We start from the raw sequence: 18,147 nt of genomic DNA, 5'->3' as shown, positions 1-18,147 counted from the left end.
CGTGGCCCTGGAACGTTGCGCGCTGCCGGGGTCAGGAGCGGCGCGGGTGACACGGCAAGCGACCATGGGAGGGTGACCGACGCCGTATCGTCTTCCTTGACTGCTGTGATCGACCTCATCGATGGATACATGCATCGAGTGCTGAAGGGCAGAGAAGATCCGGTGGGGGTCGTCGAGGAGCTGAAGTGTGCGCTGGTCGAGCTGCTCCTCACGGACGACGTGGGGAATGCCGGCGCGCTGTACAGCATCTATGCAGACTTGTCGGACATCGTCGACGGCTACCCGTTCCACTACGACGATGGCACCGAGATGATCGCCCAACGGGAGATTCGCGACGCTGCCTGGGACTGGTTGAGCATTCCGCGCAATGCCGACGGGATGAAGACCTACGTCGACCGCTGGGCTGCGAGAATCGCAGCCTTACCGACGACCGACGGAGGACGGCCATTCCGCGGCAACTCTGGTCGGCTGGAAGGCGAATAGCACCTGGCAACTGTGACCCCGGTCCAGTCTCGCCGCGCGGCCGGAATCGCATCCGCATCTGCCGCCGTCCGAGTGTGACAGCCGTCGGGCGGCGCGTTCGAGCCGGTCAGCTCACGCGGGGCCGTCGAGATAGCCGACGTCCGTGGAGCCCGACGCGACGCGGACGCGATACCCCCAGTGCCGTAGGACCTGTGCGATCTTCGCGGCGCCGGCCGGGTTGGCGGAGTGGACGTTGATGACGCCGACGTCAAAAGGGGCGCTGGTCGAAGGCGGCCTGTTCCAGGACCTCCACGACCGGCCAGATCGTGTCGTCCCCGCCTAGGTGTACTGCCCAGGGAGGTTGGTCAACCTGGTGATGGGTGACCGGCCGCCGGTCGCGGTGTGGGATCGGTGGTGATTGAACCTTTCCAACTCCCCTTGCGGTCCGGCGGACCGCAAGGTCGGACGCGGTGCGGGAGCGCCGCGCGGTCCAGGTTGAAAAAGGTTCAATGCGTGGAGCACCTGGCGCAAAGGCTACGTAGTGACCGGTCGTTCGGTGACGCGTGGGCACTCGCCGCGATCGGCACCGCTGCCGCCCTGACCGCGGTCGCGGAGGACGTGCGCAACGGCGGAGATCGCGAGGAGTATGAGCTCTCCGGAATTTGGGTGCCCGCCACCGGACCAGCACAGTACCGGTTCTCGCCACAGCGGCGCGCGGTGTGGCTGCAGCCGATCAACGAACCGGGAAAACTCGCTGCCGTGGATCACCCGGTAGGGCTGCCGGTCGAAGAGGTAGCGCAGAACCCCTCGGCCACCCCGATCTCCTGGCACTACCTGTCATTGCGCCACGCAGACGTGCCGGGCCTGCCACCCTGGCCGGCCAACCGTGTCCACCTCGTCGGAACACGAGCTACCTGCATGTGGACTCTCCACGCAGGCATCGACGACTACGGCCGCTACCGCAGCGCGGCCGTCACGTTCGACCAGCCGCCCGCCGCCGAGGAAGAGGAGACCTATCGCTCGCTGGAGGTCCCCGGCTTTGGGCTGGCCTCGGTGGAACTGCGGCCCTACGACGCGGACCTCGTCTACTGCAACGGCCACATCCAGCTCACGCCGGGCCTCGTCGGCACTGCCGGCGGTCCACCGATCGGGCTCTACGCGAATCCGTCCTGCCCCTCCTGCGGACGGTTGATGTTCCACGTCGTCTCGGTCGAGAACCGGATCCGCGAGTACGGCGACGGCTGGCGCAGCCTTTTCATCTGCGAGGACTGCCACACGGTGTCCTGCAACGCCACAGGATGGAACTGACCGCACACCCCGCCATCAGCACCGCGCGTCGGAAATCCGAGCCGCCCACCACCGGAAGACAACGCGACGATGTGCCGAGCATCCCGACCCGCTAAGCGGCCAACAGATCACGGTCGCCAAGACCGCGGGATCAGGTACACGCTCACTGCGCAGACTCTTCCTGTCGGCGGTCTCGTCGGGCACCGTGTCTGGTGCCGGCGGTGTCGGGTCGTCGGCGCACCTGGTCCCCACCGGGCCACCGCATTGCGCGCTTGACCCGTGAGAGGTCCGGCATGAGTTCCGCGGGGCCCGGTGATCCCAGGACACGTATGACTGGCGACAGGGCTAAGCGCCGTCGAGCGCCGATCAGTGAGCGATCGGCTTCCGCGTCCTGAGACCACCAGGTGCCCACCTGCTGCTGCAACAGCAAGAAAAACACCATAAGTGTCGAACACGACCCCCCGATGCGTCGACCAACCACGGGCGCCGACTGGGCCAGCACCGAACACGCCCTCGCGATTGTTGGCCCCGACGGTGTCGAGGTTGAACGGATGATCGTCGAGCACACCGCTACCGGGCTGCGGAAGCTGCTGCACTGCCTGCAGCAGACCGGTGTACTCGAGGTCGGTATCGAACGCCCCGACGGGCCCTCCTCGAGGCCCTCCTCGAGGCAGGGCGCACGGTCTTCGTGATTGCCCCGCAACAGATCAAGCACCTGCGCCGCCGCTACGGCGCAGCCGGTAACAAGGACGACCGCTTCGACGCCGACGTCCTGGCCGACACCGTCCGCACCGATCACCACCGCTTGCGTCCCCTCACCTCGACTCTCCCGCGACAGTCACGTTGCGGATGACCGTCCCCGCTCGCAAGGACCTCATCGCCGCCCGTTCGTGGGATGCCGGCGGTACCTTTCTAGCCGCTGTGGCGCTCGGTCTCGGCAACCTCGACGGTGACGGGTTGTGGGTTCGGTCAGGCCACCGTCTACCAGGCCGGGCCACCGTCTACCAGGACGTCCACGGTTTACCAGGACGTCCACTGCCGGTGCGACGCGGCGCGGACGATCTGGTTGGATCGGCAATCATGCAGATGGTGGAACGCCCATGGGGGATCACCGCGTTCGGCGCGGCGAGTGTGAAAGCCGTCCCGGAACTCGTACGGGTGCGGTTCAAGGTCGTGCGTGTGGAGCAAACCCCGAACGCCGCGTTCGAAGCGGCCCGCGCCGCCGTACGGGCCGTGCGTGGCGCGCTACGGGCGCACGGGATCAGCGACGCGGCGGTCGAGGGCTCGCGGTTGGACCTGAAGACCGCTACCGAGTACGTGGACGGCACCCGCAAGTTCGTCGGCTACCAGTGCCAAGCTGCCTTCGCGGTCGAGTCTCGCGCGCTGGACGACGTTGAGCCGCTGCTCGTCGATGTCGTCGCGGCCGGCGCCAACGAGATCGAGGGCGTCGACTTCGATGTCGTCGCCAAGCGCGAACTGCGGGCCGAGGCCCGGCGCAAGGCGGTCGCCGCAGCCCGCGCGAAGGCCGACCTTTACGCCGAAGCGGCCGGCGTCCGCGTCGGCGCGGTCCTGCACGTCGAGGACGTCGACCCGGAACAGCCCGGCACTGCCCGCTACCGCAGCCACGCCGAGGCTGCCGCCACCACAGCCCAGGACCTCGCCCCAGGCCACATCGTCGTGTCTGCTGCCGTGATCCTCGGCTACGCCGTGGCCCGCGACTGAAATCTTCGCTGACCGCCCCGCCCGGTTGGGAGTGTCGAACTGGTCGGCCGTTCGACGCCGGCTCGAACGACGTGTCACATCGTGGCGGGGCGCCGGGGTAGGGCGGCGTCCGCGGGACCGCCGCCTGCCGTCCTCCCCGAGCGGCCCTGCGACCGGGTGGCGACAGAAGAGGTACGGCCCAATACCCTCTCGACGTGATCTCCACCTGCCCTGAGTGCGGTGCGCCGGGTGTGCCGCTGCTGTTTGGCCTGCCGGTTCCGGAAGCGCGTGATGCCGCCGACCACGGGGAGATTGCACTCGGCGGCTGCATCGTCGGGGACGAGCCGCCCAGTTGGCAGTGCCCGCGGAAGCACCGCTGGCGCGACAGCGACGAGAAGGCGTGGCATGAACTACTACTCGCCGTGCTGGAGGCGCACGGGTACAGCGAGGCCGACTACGAGCCCTGAGAAGCCGCGCACCGTCTGAAAGAGTGAAGGGACAAGAGCATTGCCAGGAAAGCAGTGCTCACGTCCAGGCGTACGGGTGTATCGCCGCAACCCGGCTGGCCGCCTGCCGAGGAAGTCGAGCATCCGGCCGACCTGTTCGCGCGGCGCGGCGAGGAGATCCTCGTACCGTACGTCGAGCCACTGGCCGGCCGGGTGCCGCAGCTTGGCCTGCCCGAACGCGTCCATCACCACCGGGCCGGTCGGGTACGACGCCGCCGGACCGGTCGGCCGGGCCGGTCCCGGGGTGGTACCGGTCCCCGCCGGCCGCGGCGATCGGCCCCGTCCCGTCGGAGGGTGCCGGACCGGCCTCGGCGTCCAGATCGACGAAGTGGTTCAGCACGCGCAGCCGGTCCGGACAGACGCCAGCGCGACGCAGCACGTCGGCGAGGAACCGACTCGGGCTGACGAACAGCCGAACCGGGTCGTACGCCTTGACGGTGCGGTGCGGCCAGGACTCGGCCGCGAGCAGCCCGCTGCGGGACAGCGACCCGTCCTTGCAGCGGCGCCGCGCCGCCTGGAGCGGACCACCCTCGACGCAGGCCTGGCACGGCCGGCCCCGATCGAGCAGAGGAGAGCTGGGGCAGGCGCCGGCCAGACGGAGGAGTAGACGTTGAAGTCCACGGAGTACGGCGTAGAGCGTCGGGCGAAACCGGCTCGCGGTGCGCCGCAAGGAGCGGTGTCAGAGCGAGCCGGCCGCCATTTCCTCGATGACGCAGGCGGCGGCGCCCCGGGCCCAGTCGTGGAACGTGTGTGCGGTGAGCACGATCTCGCAGTCGATGGCCGCACCGAACGCGTGCTCGCCGAAGGTGCTGCGGAGGCGGTCGGCGTACAGGTCGTACTCGGTGACGCCTTCGCCGGCGATGATGACCAGCTCTGGGCCGACGAGGTTGACCAGGGCGGCCAGCGCCGCGCCGATCGTGCTGCCGGCGGCCGCGAAAGCCTCCACCGCCGCCTTGTCGCCGTCGTGGGCGAGCGCGAAGACGTCGTCGATGGTCAGGTCGGCGCGACCGCTGACGGACCGGACCCGGTCGACGATGGCCTGGGTCGAGGCGACCGTCTCGACACATCCCCGCCGACCGCAGCTGCAGACGAGGGCCTCGGATGCGAGCGGGAGATGTCCGATCTCGCCGGAGACGCCGTGCGTGCCTTGCACGATGCGCCCGTTGAGGAACAGGCCGCAGCCGATGCCGGCGCCGATCGTCACGACGGCCAGCGAGGTGGCGTCGCGGCCAGCGCCGAAGAGGATCTCGGTGACGGTCAGCGCGCGGACGTCGTTCTCGACCGTAACGGGCGTGCTGGTGAGGGCCTCGATGCGCTCCTTGAGCTGTACGTTGCGCCAGCCGAGCAGTGGGGAGTCGCGCACGGTGCCAGTGGTGCGGTCGACGTCTCCGGAGACGGCGACGCCGATGCCGTCGAGGCGGCCACCGGGCGAGTGGGCGCGTAGCTGCTGGATGAGCCGCTCCACCGCGGTCAGCACGTCGGCCAGGTCGGAGCTGGCGTTCGCGACCTCGACGTGGGCGATCGGATCGGCGCCCAGGTTGGTAAGGACCGCGTAGCTGCGTTCGGCGGTTATCTTGACGCCGGCGATGAACGCCCGGTCGCGCGAGACGGCGAGCGGGTTGATGGGCCGACCGACGCCGGCCTCGGGCCGGGGCTGCTCGGCCTCGACGACGAACCCGGCGGCGATCAGCGGGGTGACGGCCTTGGTGACCGCCGCCTGGGACAGCCCGGTGGTGCGGGCAATGTCGACCCGCCCCACCGGCCCGTGCGTGAGGATGCGGCGGAACACCGCGACGGACGCCGGCGAACTGACCGGGATACGCGCGAAGTCCTTCATCCCTTGAGGCCACTCGATGCGATGCCGGCAAAGAACTGCCGTTGCAGCGCGAGGAACAGGACGATCAACGGCAGTGACACGAGAAAGGATCCTGCCATGAGTGTCGGATAGTCGGTCGCGTACTGGCCCTGGAGGTTGGCCAGGCCGACCGGAAGGGTCATGTTCTCCTTCGACGAGGTGACCACGAGTGGCCAGAGCAGGTCGTTCCACGAATACAGCGACGTGAGCAGGGCCAGCGCGGCGAGCGTCGGCCCGGCCATGGGCAGCATGATGCGCCAGAAGATCTGGAACGAGTTGGCGCCGTCGAGCCGCGCCGCCTCCTCGAACTCCGCCGGTATGCCGAGGAACGCTTGCCGGAGCAGGAACGTGCCGAACGCCGAGAACAAGCCCGGGATCGCGATCGCCGGCAGCGTGTCCAGCAGTTTCAGGTCCTTCATCAGGTCGAACTGGGCGATGAGGAACAGCTGGCTGGGCGCCATCAACATGATCAGGAACAGCGCGAAGAGGACGTTCCTGCCGGGGAAGTCGAAGCGGGCGAACCCGTACGCTGCGAGGGCCGAGACCAGCACCTGCCCGGCGACGCGCAGCACCAGCGCGGCGATCGAGACGACGAAGAGCCCGCCGACCGGCAGCGTGTCGAAGAAGCGGGTGAACGCCTCGACCTGCCACCCGGACGGCACGAACACCGGAGGTACGGCCCGCGACTCCGGGACCGTCTTGAAGGCCGTCAGCACCTGCCAGACGAACGGGAAGACCATCACGGCGGCCGCGAGCGCGAGTAGCACGTGGACGACCCACGGGTCGCGGCGGCGGCGCACGGCGTTCTCAGCCATAGAAGACCCACTTCCTCTGGAGCCGGAACTGGATGGCGGTGATCGCCATGATGAGCATCAGCAGGACGATCGCGTTGGCCGCGCCGTAGCCCTGGTCGTACTCGACGAAGGCCTTCTGGAAGAACCGGTACACGACGGTCTGCGTCCCGATCTCCGCGGTGGAGCCACGGCCGATCATCACGTAGATGAGGTCGAACATCTGCAGGGACGAGATGACCGACAGGATGGAGACGAAGAAGATGCTCGGCGACAGCAGCGGCAGCGTGACTGAGAAGAACTGCCGCACCCGACCGGCTCCGTCCATGGCGGACGCCTCCAGCAACTCCTTCGGGATGCCGCGCAGGCCCGCGCCGAGGATGATGATATTGGTGCCCAGACTCATCCAGATGCCCACCACGGACACCGCGTAGATCGCCACGTCCGGGTCGGCGACCCAGTTCGGTCCGTCGATGCCGACCAGGCCGAGCGCCTGGTTGAGCACCCCGAACTCGCCGTTGTAGATGTACCGCCACACCATGCCGATGGCGACCGGCAGCGTGACCACGGGCAGGAAGAACAGCACGCGGTAGAGGTTGCCGAAGCGGCGGACCGAGTGGATGAGCGTGGCGACGACGACGGCGATCGGGATGCCGAGCAGCACGATCACCGTGTAGACGGCGCTGTTGCGCAGCGCGCGCCAGAACTCGCCGTCGCCGGCCAGCTCCCGGTAATTGTCGAGGCCGGTGAACGTGCTGCCGCCGAACGGTCCGGTCTCGGACAGGCTCAGGTAGAACGTGTTCAACAGCGGCACGATGTAGAGCGCGAGCAGCCCGGCCAGCGCCGGCGCGACGTAGGCCAGGCCGATCCACGCGGCTCTGCGGTGAGGGCGGGCGGGACGCCTGGCGGCGCCACGCCCGCTGGTCGTGACGGTCATTCCTTGGCGAGCGCTTCGTTCATCTCGGCGGCCAGGCTGTTGGCCGCCTGCTGCACCGTCTGCTTGCCCTCCCAGGCGGGCGTGAGGTGGGTTTCCTCGAACTCGTTCCAGACGGCCGTGTTCGCCGAGACCGGGTAGACCACGCTGTCCGGCACCTGGTCCAGGAACGCCTTGAGGTTGAACTCCGGCATCGAGTCGACCCACGCCTGCTGGGTGTTCCGGTACGCCGGGATCACCGCGCCGGTGTCACCCTGGATCTTCGCGGCCTCCTCGCTGCCGAGGAACAGCAGCAGCTCGCGCAGCTGCTCCGGGTGCTTGGACTTGGCATACCCGACGTTCTGGATGCCGTTGATGACGGTGGCGCGCTTCTCGCCCTTCGGCAGAGCGGTGACGTCGATCTTCGAGCGGAGCGCGGCGTTCTCGTAGAAGCGAGTCGCGTAGAACGAGCCGCCGTAGTACATCGCCACCTTGCCGTTCTCGAACTGGGCGGTCGCGTCGGTGTCGGCGAACTGCTGCGGCGTCGGCGACTGTCCCTTCTGGACGAAGTCGATCCAGTACTGGATGCCGGCCTGGGTCTTCGGGTCGTCGTAGCCGGACTTCTTGCCGTCGGGAGAGACGACGTACCCGCCGGCCTGCGCGATGGTGTTGTAGAAGCCTTCCTGGCGGTTGAACGGCGCCGCGATGCCGTACACGCCGGTGTTCTTGTTGGTCAGCTTCGCTGCGGCCGCCTGGACGTCGGCCCAGGTCCACTCCGGGGTGGGGTACTTGACGCTGGCGGCGTCGAAGAGCTCCTTGTTGTACCAGAGCCCGATCGTGTCGAAGTCCTTGGGCAACCCGTAGTGCTTGCCGTTCAAAGTGAACAGGTCGACGAGTACCTTCGGATACACGCCCAGGTCGACGTTCGCCTTTTCGATGGCGTCGTCGAGCGGCAGTAGCTGCCCGTTCGACGCGTACGTCTGAAAGCGGTCGCCGAGCATCCAGAACGCGTCGGGGGCGGTGCTGCCCTGAGCGGCGACCTGGAGCTTGGTCCAGTAGTCGGTCCACGGGTTGACCTGGAGCTCGACCTGGATGTCCGGATGCTTCGCCTCGAACGCGTCGACGAGCTGCTGCATGGCGTCGTTCTGGCCCCACACCGCGTACGTCAGCGTGACCGGGCCGTCGTCGCCGCTTTCGGACGAGCATCCGGCCAGAAGCGCCGCGGCCAGTGCGGCCGCCAGCCATTTCCTCATCGGGTTACCTCTTCCTCTATCGAGACCCGGCTCCGTGGGTGCCGGGGAAACTCTGGCGTCCTTCGCTTAGACCACGAGCTGTGGCCGCAGCCAGTCGACGTGCGCCTCGACACCGTCCGGTCCGGGCTCGGTACGCAGCTCGAGCGTTGCCGCGCCCTCGACCGTGACCTCGAACGCGACGGGCGCCTCGCCGCCGTGGAGCGCGAACCTGTGGCGCTCGACCCCATCGACGAGGATGCGCGCGACCACGGTGGCGTCCGGGGTCTCGTCGTCGACGCCCACGGCACCGGTCAGCAGGCGCGGGCCGCCGGCGAGTGCGAACTCCACAGCGGAGCGCTGACTGACGCCCAGCCCTTCCTCGTGGACGACGCCGGCGACGGTGAGTGGACCGCCGTCGCGGGGGTCGCCGCCGCCGTTGGCCGCGTTGCGCTCGACCGGGCCGACCTCGTTGCGGCAGCGCAGAAACGGCATGGTGGACAGCGGATGGCTTCCCGGCGACAGCGGCGCGACGACCTGGGCGTGCGCGACCGCCGGTACGCCGTCGGCACCGGGGATCTCGGCAGCGACGACGACCCGGTCACCGGGGCGGACCCCGGCCGGGGCCCGGACCGTCCACTGCCCGCGATGGGCGCCCGGGACGGCGGTCCATCCGGGGGCAAGGCGCAGGGTCGCGCGGGGATCGGCGTCGAGGACCGCCGTCCCGTCGTCACCGACGACGCTTACCGCGGGCTCGATGCGCGGCAGCGCGTACCTGGGGTTGGCAGCGGCGCGGACCAGCGGCGCGCCCGCGGGTGCCACGATCGCGGCGTAGCCGCCGTTGCGCGCGAGGTCGACCGGGATCGGCTCGGTCACCTGTCGCAGGATCGTCTCCGCCAGCCCTCCGGTGCCGTCGTCGGTGACGAGCAGGACGTCGGCCGGGCCGTCGACAAGGCTGGCCACCGAGAGGGTGACCCGCTCCGGGCCGGTCGCGCTGATCGCGCCGACGAACCAGCGGTCGCCGCCGCGACGGGCGATGACCGCGCGCCGGTCCGGGTGCCCGTCGAGCAGGCGCACCTCCTCCCAGGCCGGCGCGAGCTCGGCGAGGAACGTGGCCGCCGCCGGACGCTTGGTGTACTCCCCCGGGTCGTCGGCGAAATGGGTGATGCCGGACTCGTAGACGACGGCGAGCGCAAGCTCGTGGGCGTCGCTGGTCTCCCGCCGCGGCGCGCTGAACGCCACCGGCGTGTAGTCCATCGCGCCGACGACGTTGCGGGTGAACGGCTGGATCACGTTGTGCGCGGCGGTCAGCGGCTCCTGGTAGAAGACGTAGTACTCGGCGCCGCGGATCCCCTCGTAGCTGACCACGTGCGGATGGGTCCTTGCCCAGCCGCGGGGGATGACCGAGCCGTGGAAGTTGACGACGAGGCCGACGCGAGCGGTCTCCGCAATGATCGCGTCATACCACCGGTAGCGCTCGCGTGACTCGGACTCCATGAAGTCGACCTTGATCCCGGCGACTCCCCAGGACCGCCACAAGGCGAGCTTCGCGAGGGCTTCCGGCCCGTCGAGGTCCTTCCACGAGCTCCACAGATGTACCTGTACGCCCCGGGCGCTGGCGTAGGAGACGAGCTCCGGCACCCACGTCGGGTCCCAGCCACAGTCGACGAGCAGGTGCTCCCAGCCCTGCTCGGCGGCGAAGTCGGTGAACCGTTTCTGGTCGTCGAGGTAGGCGCCGGAGTACTGGCTGGACCACCAGGACCAGGCTGCCCGGCCGGGCCGCGGCAGGGTGAGGTGCCCGGTGGCGGCTGGTGCCAGATCCTCGACCAGGTGAGACGCGACGATCTCGGCGAGGTCGCCGACGATCGCGACCCGCCACGGCGTGGCATGCCCAGCCTCGACCTCGGCGGTGTCGTCGGCGGTGACCAGCGCGAAGGCGCCGCCGGTGTAGCGCACGTGCGCCCCCGAGCTGCGGCCGTCGATGTCTGACTCGCTGATCAGCACGAAGGACTCCGGCGTGGCCGTCAGCAGCAGCGGGAACCCGTAGTCGCCGTCCGCGAGGTGGTCCAGGTCGCTGCCGAAGCGAGGAGTCTCGTACCAGGTCTGGTACTCCAGTGGCCAGGCGCGGCCGGCGCCGTGCGGCACGTACCGGGTCAGCTCCGCGCCAAGGACGCCCGCCTCGGGCACGACGTACCGGAACGCGAACCCGTCCCGGGCTACCCGTACGACCAGACCCCACCGGCGCCCGCCCGGGTCCCGCAGCGTGTACGCGGTCTCCTGGTGGTCGACGTCCAGGGTGCCGACGACCTTGCCGGTGTACTTGCGGTAGGTCTCGCGCACCCGGCGGCGGGACACGTCGACGACCGCCGAGTGGGGACCGAGCCGCACACCGTCGACGGTGATCCCGAGCTCCACGCGCGCGAACACCGCCCGGCCGCGATGGCTCGCCTCGAGCGTGAGATGGTCTCCGGCCGGCCGGAGCGTAATCGCGAGACCACCGAGCGACGTCGTCGCGTCGGGGGAGATGTCTACAGGCTGATGAAGATCCATCGGGGTCGTCAGGCTCCTATGCCGGCCGAACTGGCCTTGATTTGCACTCACGGCGGAGCCTAGGCATCATTACTTAACACTGTCAAGAAACATAGTTAACGTCGTCAAGGAATAGTGGATGTTCATGGCGAGCTCCTCAACCGAATGGGTCCACCTACGCGGCGGCGGCGTCAGCCTGCTGCTGGCTCCGGACCGCTGGGGTCTTCCCGCAGTCGCGCACTGGGGGGCCGCCCTCGACGGCGACGCGGACGTGCAGGGCCTGCTCACGACCGGTACGCCCGCCGTGCTCAACAGCTCCCTGGACGCGCCGCGCTCCTTCTCGATCGCCGCCAGCCGGCAGCACGGCTGGTCCGGAACCGCCGCTGTTGAGTTGCAGGTCGGGCGGGCCAGTGGCGGGCCGCTGACCCTCGTCGAGACGACGGCCGAGCCGACCAGCGCCCGGTTCGTCCTGTCCGACCGGGAGCGGCAGGCCGAGATCACCTACGAATACCGCCTCGACGCCGCCGGAGTGCTGCACGCCACGGCGGTCATCCGAAACGCGACCGCCGGCCAGGAACTCACCGTGAGCGCGCTGCGGCTGCTCCTGCCGCTGCCGGCGCGCGCGACGGAGGTGCTCGACTTCACCGGGCGCTGGAGCGGCGAACGGCATCCGCAGCGCCGTCGGATCGGCGACGGCACCTGGACACGCTCCTCGCGCCGCGGCCGGCCCGGCCATGACTCCGCGTTCCTCACCCTCGCCGGCACCCCCGGCTTCTCCTTCCGGTCCGGCGAGATCTGGGCGGCGCACATCGCGTGGAGCGGAAACCAGGAACAGATCGTCGAACGCCTCCCCGAAGGCGCCGGCGTCCACTCGGCCGTTATCGGTGGCGGCGAGCTGCTCGACCTCGGCGAGATCCTGCTGGGGCCCGGCGAGGCGTACCAGAGCCCGGAGGTCCTGTTCGCCTGGGGCGACCGCGGCATCGACGGCGTCACCGACCGCATCCACCGGTCCGTCCGCGCGCTGCCCGCGCACCCCTCGACACCACGCCCGCTCGTGCTCAACACCTGGGAGGCGGTCTACTTCGAGCACGACCTGGAGCGGCTGACCGAGCTGGCCAAGCGGGCCGCCGACATCGGGGTCGAGCGGTTCGTCCTGGACGACGGTTGGTTTCGGGGACGTCGCGACGACACGGCCGGGCTGGGCGACTGGTCTGTGGACGAGACCGTGTGGCCGCACGGGCTGCGCGGCCTCAGCGACCGGGTACACGAGCTGGGGATGCAGTTCGGCCTGTGGTTCGAGCCCGAGATGGTCAACCCCGACTCCGACCTCGCCCGTGCCCATCCGGAGTGGCTGCTCGGCGAACTGCCGGACCTGCGCTGGCGCCACCAGTTCGCCCTGGACCTCTCCCAGCCCGCCGTGGCCGCCTACCTGCTCGACCGCATCGACGCGGTCGTCACCGACTGCGCCGTGGACTTCATCAAGTGGGACCACAACCGCGACCTGCACGCCGCGCGCGGCGCCGCCGGGGCGCCGCGCGTCCACGAGCACACGCTGGCCGTGTACCGACTCCTGGACCAGCTCCGCGCCCGGCACCCGGCACTCGAAATCGAGAGCTGCGCCAGCGGCGGTGCCCGGGCGGACCTCGGGATCATGTCGCGCACCCACCGGGTCTGGGTCTCCGACACCAACGATCCGATCGAGCGTCAGCTGATCCAGCGGTGGACGCAGACGCTGCTGCCGCCCGAGCTACTCGGTACCCACGTCGGCCCGATGCGGGCGCACACCACCCAACGGTCAACCGCGCTGTCGTTCCGCCTCGTCACCGCGTTGTTCGGGCACGCCGGCATCGAGTGGGACCTCACGTCATGCGGGCCGGCCGAGCTGGATGGCCTGGCCCGCTGGGCGCGGCTCTACAAGGAGCTCCGCCCGTTGCTGCACAGCGGCCGCACGGTCCGCGCGGACCACGTCGACGCCGGCGCGCTCCTGCACGGTGTGGTCAGCGACGACGCGGCGCACGCGGTCTTCGCCTGGGTCCGCCTGCACACCAGCCCGGCCGCGCATACGGCGCGGTCGGCGCTGCCGGGACTGGACCCGGATCGGCACTACCTGCTGCGCACGCGTCCGGAGACGGGACCGGCCGCACGGCACCAGGTCGCCGACCCCGGCTGGTTTTCGCGCGCAGAGCGTGGCATCGTGCTGTCCGGCCGGGTCCTGACCCGGGAAGGCGTGCCGCTTCCCCTGCTCAATCCCGGTCAGGCGATGCTGCTCGAGCTCATCGCCGCACGGTAGCCGTCGAGAACGGGGCTTCGGCGGGGTCGCGCCGGTTGGTGGCCAGGGCGATCCGGTGCCAGAACGGGTACACCGCCGGCGGCTGAGTGGCCGCGTCGAAGCCTCGACCTCGTCCCGTGCGAGCGTGAACATCACCGCGATACCTGCTCGGTAGAGCCGACGCCGAGCTTGTCGGCCGACCACGCGCCACCGCAACCCGTGTTGAGCACACCGAGTCGCAGGCCGGTCAGTGCGATGATGACCTCGACCACGCCACGGGCGTTCATACCGGCGCCGGTTGCCATGCCTTCCCAGCGGCTGAGCCGGGAGCCGGGCACCGAGGGACGCGCCGGCGAACTTGCCGAGGATGGCGGTGATCAGCACCGCCAGTGCGGCGAGTGCGACGGTCGGGTCCACGAGTGCGGTGAGGTCCATCCGCAGTCCGGCGGTGGCCAGGAAGAGCGGGGCGAGCACCGCAGTGACGATCGTACGCAACGATGCCGGCTTGATCTGGTTGGCAGCGCCCGGCAGGCCGATCAGGATAACCGGCGACGAACGCGCCGAAGACCGGCTCCATGCCCAGGGCGTGGGTGCACACCGCGCCCAGCAGGATCACGACGACGGCCGCGGAGACGCTCGGGCCGCCGTCGTCCGACCGGTCCGCGATCGTCATGACCCGGCGTGCGTACCACCGGTCGGCCGAGCAGGACGGCGAAGACGACGAAGCCGACCAGGTACAGCAGGGAGAGCGAAATCTGTCCGGCGCTGACGCCCTTGACGGCGGCCGCCGAGACCATCGACAGCAGGAACCGTCCGACGACGTCGTCGAGCGTGCCGGCCAGCAGGATGAGCTGACCCACGTTGCGATGCAGCAAACGCAGGCGTCGTACTTACGCGGTACCCGGACGCCGCCTCCAACAGCGCCTGGTCGGCCGCCACCTGTGCCCGCCGGATGGCGTCCGAACTGGCCCGGGTGGCGATCAGGACCGCGCACCGCACCAGCCGCAGCCAGCCGATCGCCAGCTCCTGCGCGACGAGTGCGCCCCATGGAGGTACCGACGATTCGGCACGGAGCCAGGTCCAACGCTTCGATGAGTCCCTGGTGTCGGCGACCATGTCCTCAAGCGAGTACCTGCCCGTGGGGGCGTCCGAGGGGGATGCCACGGTTGTTGAAGGTGACCGTCGGGTATCCCGCCCGTTGCAGCGCCGGAGTCTGGTGCAGGCTCCAGACATGGCCGGCCGCCCCCGTACCCATGATCAGAAGGACGGGATCCCCTGACCGGAGCGCTGGTAGGCGAGCCGGATGCCGTTCGTGTTCAGGTAGGGCATCTCGGTGCGCTACCAGGTCCACTCTCGCTTGTTGAACAGATGCTCGGCGGTAATGCCGTTGTCGGAGCACCAGCCCAGGAACTCGTCGATCTGCTTCAGCTGGTAGGTGTCCGCATTTGTACGGCGGACCCCCTCACAGCGTGTCGGTCACCGGCCTGCGGCCGCCGAGGCGGGCGGGAACGGCGGTGAGTGCCGCCATCACGAGCAGGGTCGCCAGCACCAGGACGGCCAGCTGCCACAGCGAGGGAAGCGTGGCCCTGTCGCTGTCGCCGCCGGTGATCCCGTTGATGGCGGCGAACAGTGCGAAGCCTCCCGGGAAGACGCCCAGGACGGCACCGACGAACGCCGGCAGTACCTGCGCGGCGGCCAGTGCGCCGGTCACTTCGCTGGGAGTCGCGCCGAGGGCACGCGCCAGCGCCGAGGAGTGCCGGTTGTCGAGCACGGTCGCCCAGGTGATGACGATCGCGTTGACCGCCGCCAGGGTGAGCAGGATGACCGTCCAGGTGAGCAGCACGTGGCGCAGTACCCGCACCTGGCTCTCGCCGTAACCGCCGGTGAGTGGTTGGGTGGCGAGGAAGGCGTTGAGCACCAGCAGGACGTAGATGCCGCTGACGGTGACCGCGATGCTGGCCACCCCCAGCACGACCCGGCGCGGCCGGCGGGCGGCGACCCGCAGGGCGAGGAGCAGCGGGACGGGCAGTCGCGCCGAGATCGCGATGAGCCAGCCCATCCGCTGGGGCGGGCGGGCGGCGTCGGCCAGCGCGTTGACGGTGCTGGAGCGGGCGGCACGCACGGCCGGCACAGCGGTCGCGACCACCGCGACGGCGAGTGCCACGGCGGTCACCACGATGACCCTGGCCATGGTGATCGGTGGCGTACCCGCGCTGCCGACGAGGCCAGCGCTGGACTCGGTCAGCAACGGCGCGGTCAGCGTGCCGATCGCCAGCCCGCCCACGGCCGCGACGAGGGCCACGAGGACATACTCGGCGAGCAGGACGGCGGCGACCAGGCTCGGTGTGCCGCCGACCGCCTTCAGCAGCCCGACACGCCTGGTCTGATCGGCCATCCGACCGCCGACCAGCACCGAGAGACTCGCCACGGCGAGCAGGCCGAGCAGCCAGGTACCGATCAGCAGCAGGATCTGAGAGTCTCTGGCCAGCTCGATGGCGTCCGTGAGGATGTCCTGCCAGCTCTGCATGGCGGCGGCGCGGCCCGGTCCGCCGGAGTTCGCGTCGATGAACGCCTGGGCCCCGTTCGGATCGGCGAGTTTCAGGTTCAACACGTAGGAGAGGGAGTTCGGATCCGGGGCGATGCTCCGGACGTCCGCCTGGGTGAGCCAGACCAGCCCGGGATTGTGCAGCAATCCCGCTGGCAGCGTCTGGCCCTCGGTGATGACGCCGTTGACGCAACCGGGTTTGACGACGATGCAGGACGACCCCGGATAGGGCGGCATGGCGGCGGTGACCGCGAACCCGACGACCTTGAACGACCGGTCGGCCAGGGTGACCGAGTCACCGACGCGTACCTCGAGCGCGCTGGCGAAGGCGGCTTCCATCACCACGCCGCCGTCGCTGACCCAGCTGCCCTGCGTCACCTCGGGCCGATCGACCGACGCGGGCGCCGCATCGCGGCCCACGATCTGCACGTCGGAGGTGCGGTCGGCTGCCTGGAGCTTCCCGGAGGTGACCGGGAACGGTCCGCTGTGGTCGGTGACTCCGGCCGCGGTGGTCAGGCTTTCGAGCCGGGGAAGCCCGGCGGTCTGGCCGTTGGCGACCACGTCGGGTCCGTTGGTCGCCTTCCGGGTGCTCTCGTACGGGTCGCGGGCCGCGTCACCGAGGACGAGCGCGAGCGTCAACGTCGTGGTGGCTGCCAGGATGGCGAGCAGGAGCAGCGCGGCCTCGGTGCGGCGCCGGCGGAGGTCGCGCACGGCGAGGCGGACCACGAGCAGAATGCGGCCCATCGGCTCAGTCCTCCAGCCCGGCGAAGGCGCGGAGTTCGCCGGTGGTGCCACCGGTCAACCTGGTCTCGTCCACGAACACGCCGTCGCGCATCGAGATCATCCGGTCCGCGGTGGCCGCGATCCGCGCGTCGTGCGTGACGATCACCAGCGTCTGACCGGAGCCGTGCAGTCCCTCGAAGAGTTGCAGGACGTCCAGGGTGGCGGCACTGTCCAGGTTGCCGGTCGGTTCGTCGGCGAACACGACCAGTGGTTCGTTGCTCAGCGCCCGGGCGACCGCGACCCGCTGCCGCTGGCCACCGGAGAGCTGGGAGGGCAGGAATCGCGCCCGGCCGGTGAGCCCGACCTGCTCGAGCAGTTCCTCCGCGCGCCGTCTGGCGGCCCGCGGTGAGCGCCCGGCCAGCAGCGCCGACAGCTCGACGTTCTCCACGGCGGTGAGTTCCTCCATCAGATGGAAGGACTGGAACACGAAGCCGATGTCGGTCCGTCGCATCCGGGCCAGGGCCTTCTCGCTGATGTTGTCGATGCGGCGGCCGCTGAGCAACACCTCGCCGGCCGAGGGCCGGTCCAGCCCGCCGAGCAGGTGCAGAAGGGTGGACTTCCCGCAGCCGCTCGGCCCCATGATCGCCACCGTCTCTCCGGCGGCGATGTCGAGATCGACCCCGTCGACGGCGCGCACCAGTCCTTCCCCCTTGCCGTACTCCTTCTGCACCCCGCGGGCGCGAAGCACAGGCGTGTCGGCGGCGTCGCTCACGATCCACTCCTTCGGTGGGTCCAGTTCTTCTCACATGCCTCGAGCCAGCGCAGGTCCGCCTGGAGCCGGAGCACGACGCCTTCCAGCAACAGCGCGGCGTCCGAGTAATCCGGCTCGGCCATGGCGGCGCGCTGGGCGTCGCGCAGCCGGCGCAGCAACTCGCGGCGCTGGGCGTCGACGATGGTGATCGGATCCGCCAGCCCGGCCGACGCGGCCGCGACCAGCTTGAGGTGGAACTCGGCGAGGTTCGGTTTCGGCCAGCTCACCTCGGTGATCCACTCGGCCACCCGCTGCTGGCCGTCGGCGGTCAGCGCATACCTCTTGCGCTCTGTCCGGTCGCGGGCGTCGGCGGGCCGCTCGACCTCCAGCAGGCCGGCCTTCTCCAGCCGGGTCAGCGTGACGTAGACCTGCCCGGCGTTCATCGCGTCACCGAGCGGGCCGAGCGCGTCTCGCAGCCGGGCCCCCAACTGGTAGGCATACGAGGGCTCCTTGGCCAGCATGGCCAGCACTACTTCCTGCTGCATCGGGCCCCCTATAACCGTTATACCGCAGGTCTAAGTGAGCG

At 69.8% G+C, this 18,147-nt stretch carries 17 protein-coding genes and 1 pseudogene; 6 read left to right on the top strand and 12 right to left on the bottom strand.

Translation table 11 applies throughout. From position 1 onward, the window contains the following. Window positions 1-72: 72 nt before the first annotated feature. Entirely contained in the window at window positions 73-483 is a 411-nt protein-coding gene (locus ACSMXO_RS18180; RefSeq protein WP_455418668.1) for a hypothetical protein, read from the top strand. 111 nt (window positions 484-594) lie between these two features. Here ACSMXO_RS18180 and ACSMXO_RS18175 read toward each other — a convergent pair. Continuing rightward, a pseudogene (locus ACSMXO_RS18175) lies at window positions 595-817 on the bottom strand (cyclic-phosphate processing receiver domain-containing protein); the annotation flags it as partial. A 158-nt stretch (window positions 818-975) separates the two neighbouring features. Here ACSMXO_RS18175 and ACSMXO_RS18170 point away from each other — a divergent pair. From ACSMXO_RS18170 to ACSMXO_RS18155, 4 genes are all read left to right on the top strand, one after another. Next, window positions 976-1,770, top strand: coding sequence for a hypothetical protein (locus ACSMXO_RS18170; protein ID WP_455418667.1), 795 nt, complete (start codon window positions 976-978; stop codon window positions 1,768-1,770). Between the two features lie 667 nt (window positions 1,771-2,437). Continuing rightward, on the top strand, window positions 2,438-2,602 hold the full coding sequence (locus ACSMXO_RS18165; RefSeq protein WP_455418666.1) for an IS110 family transposase: 165 nt from the start codon (window positions 2,438-2,440) through the stop codon (window positions 2,600-2,602). Then, on the top strand, window positions 2,599-3,471 hold the full coding sequence (locus tag ACSMXO_RS18160; RefSeq protein WP_455418665.1) for an SIMPL domain-containing protein: 873 nt from the start codon (window positions 2,599-2,601) through the stop codon (window positions 3,469-3,471). The genes ACSMXO_RS18165 and ACSMXO_RS18160 overlap by 4 nt, the downstream gene beginning before the upstream one ends. Before the next feature lie 194 nt (window positions 3,472-3,665). Beyond that, window positions 3,666-3,917: a hypothetical protein gene (locus ACSMXO_RS18155; protein WP_455418664.1), complete on the top strand. Its 252-nt coding sequence runs from the start codon at window positions 3,666-3,668 to the stop codon at window positions 3,915-3,917. On the opposite strand, the gene ACSMXO_RS18150 is transcribed toward ACSMXO_RS18155, so the two are convergent. From ACSMXO_RS18150 to ACSMXO_RS18125, 6 genes are all read right to left on the bottom strand, one after another. Further along, window positions 3,864-4,142, bottom strand: coding sequence for a sulfotransferase (locus tag ACSMXO_RS18150; protein ID WP_455419256.1), 279 nt, complete (start codon window positions 4,140-4,142; stop codon window positions 3,864-3,866). The two genes, ACSMXO_RS18155 and ACSMXO_RS18150, sit on opposite strands and share 54 nt — an antisense overlap. Window positions 4,143-4,635: 493 nt before the next feature. Then, entirely contained in the window at window positions 4,636-5,793 is a 1,158-nt protein-coding gene (locus ACSMXO_RS18145) for an ROK family protein (RefSeq protein ID WP_455418663.1), read from the bottom strand. Next, a complete protein-coding gene (locus ACSMXO_RS18140; RefSeq protein WP_346262916.1) occupies window positions 5,790-6,626 on the bottom strand; it encodes a carbohydrate ABC transporter permease in 837 nt (278 codons plus the stop codon). Before ACSMXO_RS18140 ends, ACSMXO_RS18145 begins: the two co-directional genes overlap by 4 nt. Continuing rightward, on the bottom strand, window positions 6,619-7,539 hold the full coding sequence (locus ACSMXO_RS18135; RefSeq protein ID WP_346262915.1) for a carbohydrate ABC transporter permease: 921 nt from the start codon (window positions 7,537-7,539) through the stop codon (window positions 6,619-6,621). The genes ACSMXO_RS18140 and ACSMXO_RS18135 overlap by 8 nt, the downstream gene beginning before the upstream one ends. Then, a complete protein-coding gene (locus ACSMXO_RS18130) occupies window positions 7,536-8,768 on the bottom strand; it encodes an ABC transporter substrate-binding protein (protein ID WP_455418662.1) in 1,233 nt (410 codons plus the stop codon). The genes ACSMXO_RS18135 and ACSMXO_RS18130 overlap by 4 nt, the downstream gene beginning before the upstream one ends. Window positions 8,769-8,834: 66 nt before the next feature. Beyond that, a complete protein-coding gene (locus tag ACSMXO_RS18125) occupies window positions 8,835-11,294 on the bottom strand; it encodes a glycoside hydrolase family 97 catalytic domain-containing protein (RefSeq protein WP_455418661.1) in 2,460 nt (819 codons plus the stop codon). Between the two features lie 124 nt (window positions 11,295-11,418). Between ACSMXO_RS18125 and ACSMXO_RS18120 the strand changes: the two genes are divergently transcribed. Then, window positions 11,419-13,563, top strand: coding sequence for an alpha-galactosidase (locus ACSMXO_RS18120; protein ID WP_455418660.1), 2,145 nt, complete (start codon window positions 11,419-11,421; stop codon window positions 13,561-13,563). 131 nt (window positions 13,564-13,694) lie between these two features. Here ACSMXO_RS18120 and ACSMXO_RS18115 read toward each other — a convergent pair whose 3' ends face one another. From ACSMXO_RS18115 to ACSMXO_RS18095, 5 genes are all read right to left on the bottom strand, one after another. Continuing rightward, window positions 13,695-13,847 carry a hypothetical protein gene (locus ACSMXO_RS18115; protein ID WP_455418659.1) on the bottom strand — a complete coding sequence of 51 codons (153 nt, stop codon included), beginning with the start codon at window positions 13,845-13,847 and terminating at the stop codon, window positions 13,695-13,697. Window positions 13,848-14,078: 231 nt separating this feature from the next. Then, window positions 14,079-14,417, bottom strand: a complete 339-nt coding sequence (locus ACSMXO_RS18110) for a hypothetical protein (RefSeq protein WP_455418658.1) — start codon at window positions 14,415-14,417, stop codon at window positions 14,079-14,081. A 587-nt stretch (window positions 14,418-15,004) separates the two neighbouring features. After that, on the bottom strand, window positions 15,005-16,831 hold the full coding sequence (locus ACSMXO_RS18105; RefSeq protein ID WP_455418657.1) for an FtsX-like permease family protein: 1,827 nt from the start codon (window positions 16,829-16,831) through the stop codon (window positions 15,005-15,007). Between the two features lie 4 nt (window positions 16,832-16,835). Then, window positions 16,836-17,582 (bottom strand): ABC transporter ATP-binding protein, encoded by a 747-nt coding sequence (locus ACSMXO_RS18100; protein ID WP_455418656.1) that lies wholly within the window; start codon window positions 17,580-17,582, stop codon window positions 16,836-16,838. Further along, window positions 17,579-18,106: a PadR family transcriptional regulator gene (locus tag ACSMXO_RS18095; RefSeq protein WP_346262907.1), complete on the bottom strand. Its 528-nt coding sequence runs from the start codon at window positions 18,104-18,106 to the stop codon at window positions 17,579-17,581. The genes ACSMXO_RS18100 and ACSMXO_RS18095 overlap by 4 nt, the downstream gene beginning before the upstream one ends. Between the last annotated feature and the right edge of the window lie 41 nt (window positions 18,107-18,147).

This window comes from Plantactinospora sp. DSM 117369, assembly GCF_053764795.1.
This window is presented reverse-complemented; position numbering and strand designations above follow the sequence as displayed.

Coding starts and splice junctions, on each gene's coding strand:
- ACSMXO_RS18135 (WP_346262915.1), bottom strand. CDS start 7,539: ATGACCGTCACGACCAGCGGGCGTGGCGCCGCCAGGCGTCCCGCCCGC.
- ACSMXO_RS18115 (WP_455418659.1), bottom strand. CDS start 13,847: ATGGCAACCGGCGCCGGTATGAACGCCCGTGGCGTGGTCGAGGTCATC.
- ACSMXO_RS18125 (WP_455418661.1), bottom strand. CDS start 11,294: ATGGATCTTCATCAGCCTGTAGACATCTCCCCCGACGCGACGACGTCG.
- ACSMXO_RS18145 (WP_455418663.1), bottom strand. CDS start 5,793: ATGAAGGACTTCGCGCGTATCCCGGTCAGTTCGCCGGCGTCCGTCGCG.
- ACSMXO_RS18105 (WP_455418657.1), bottom strand. CDS start 16,831: ATGGGCCGCATTCTGCTCGTGGTCCGCCTCGCCGTGCGCGACCTCCGC.
- ACSMXO_RS18150 (WP_455419256.1), bottom strand. CDS start 4,142: ATGGACGCGTTCGGGCAGGCCAAGCTGCGGCACCCGGCCGGCCAGTGG.
- ACSMXO_RS18130 (WP_455418662.1), bottom strand. CDS start 8,768: ATGAGGAAATGGCTGGCGGCCGCACTGGCCGCGGCGCTTCTGGCCGGA.
- ACSMXO_RS18120 (WP_455418660.1), top strand. CDS start 11,419: ATGGCGAGCTCCTCAACCGAATGGGTCCACCTACGCGGCGGCGGCGTC.
- ACSMXO_RS18140 (WP_346262916.1), bottom strand. CDS start 6,626: ATGGCTGAGAACGCCGTGCGCCGCCGCCGCGACCCGTGGGTCGTCCAC.
- ACSMXO_RS18160 (WP_455418665.1), top strand. CDS start 2,599: ATGACCGTCCCCGCTCGCAAGGACCTCATCGCCGCCCGTTCGTGGGAT.
- ACSMXO_RS18095 (WP_346262907.1), bottom strand. CDS start 18,106: ATGCAGCAGGAAGTAGTGCTGGCCATGCTGGCCAAGGAGCCCTCGTAT.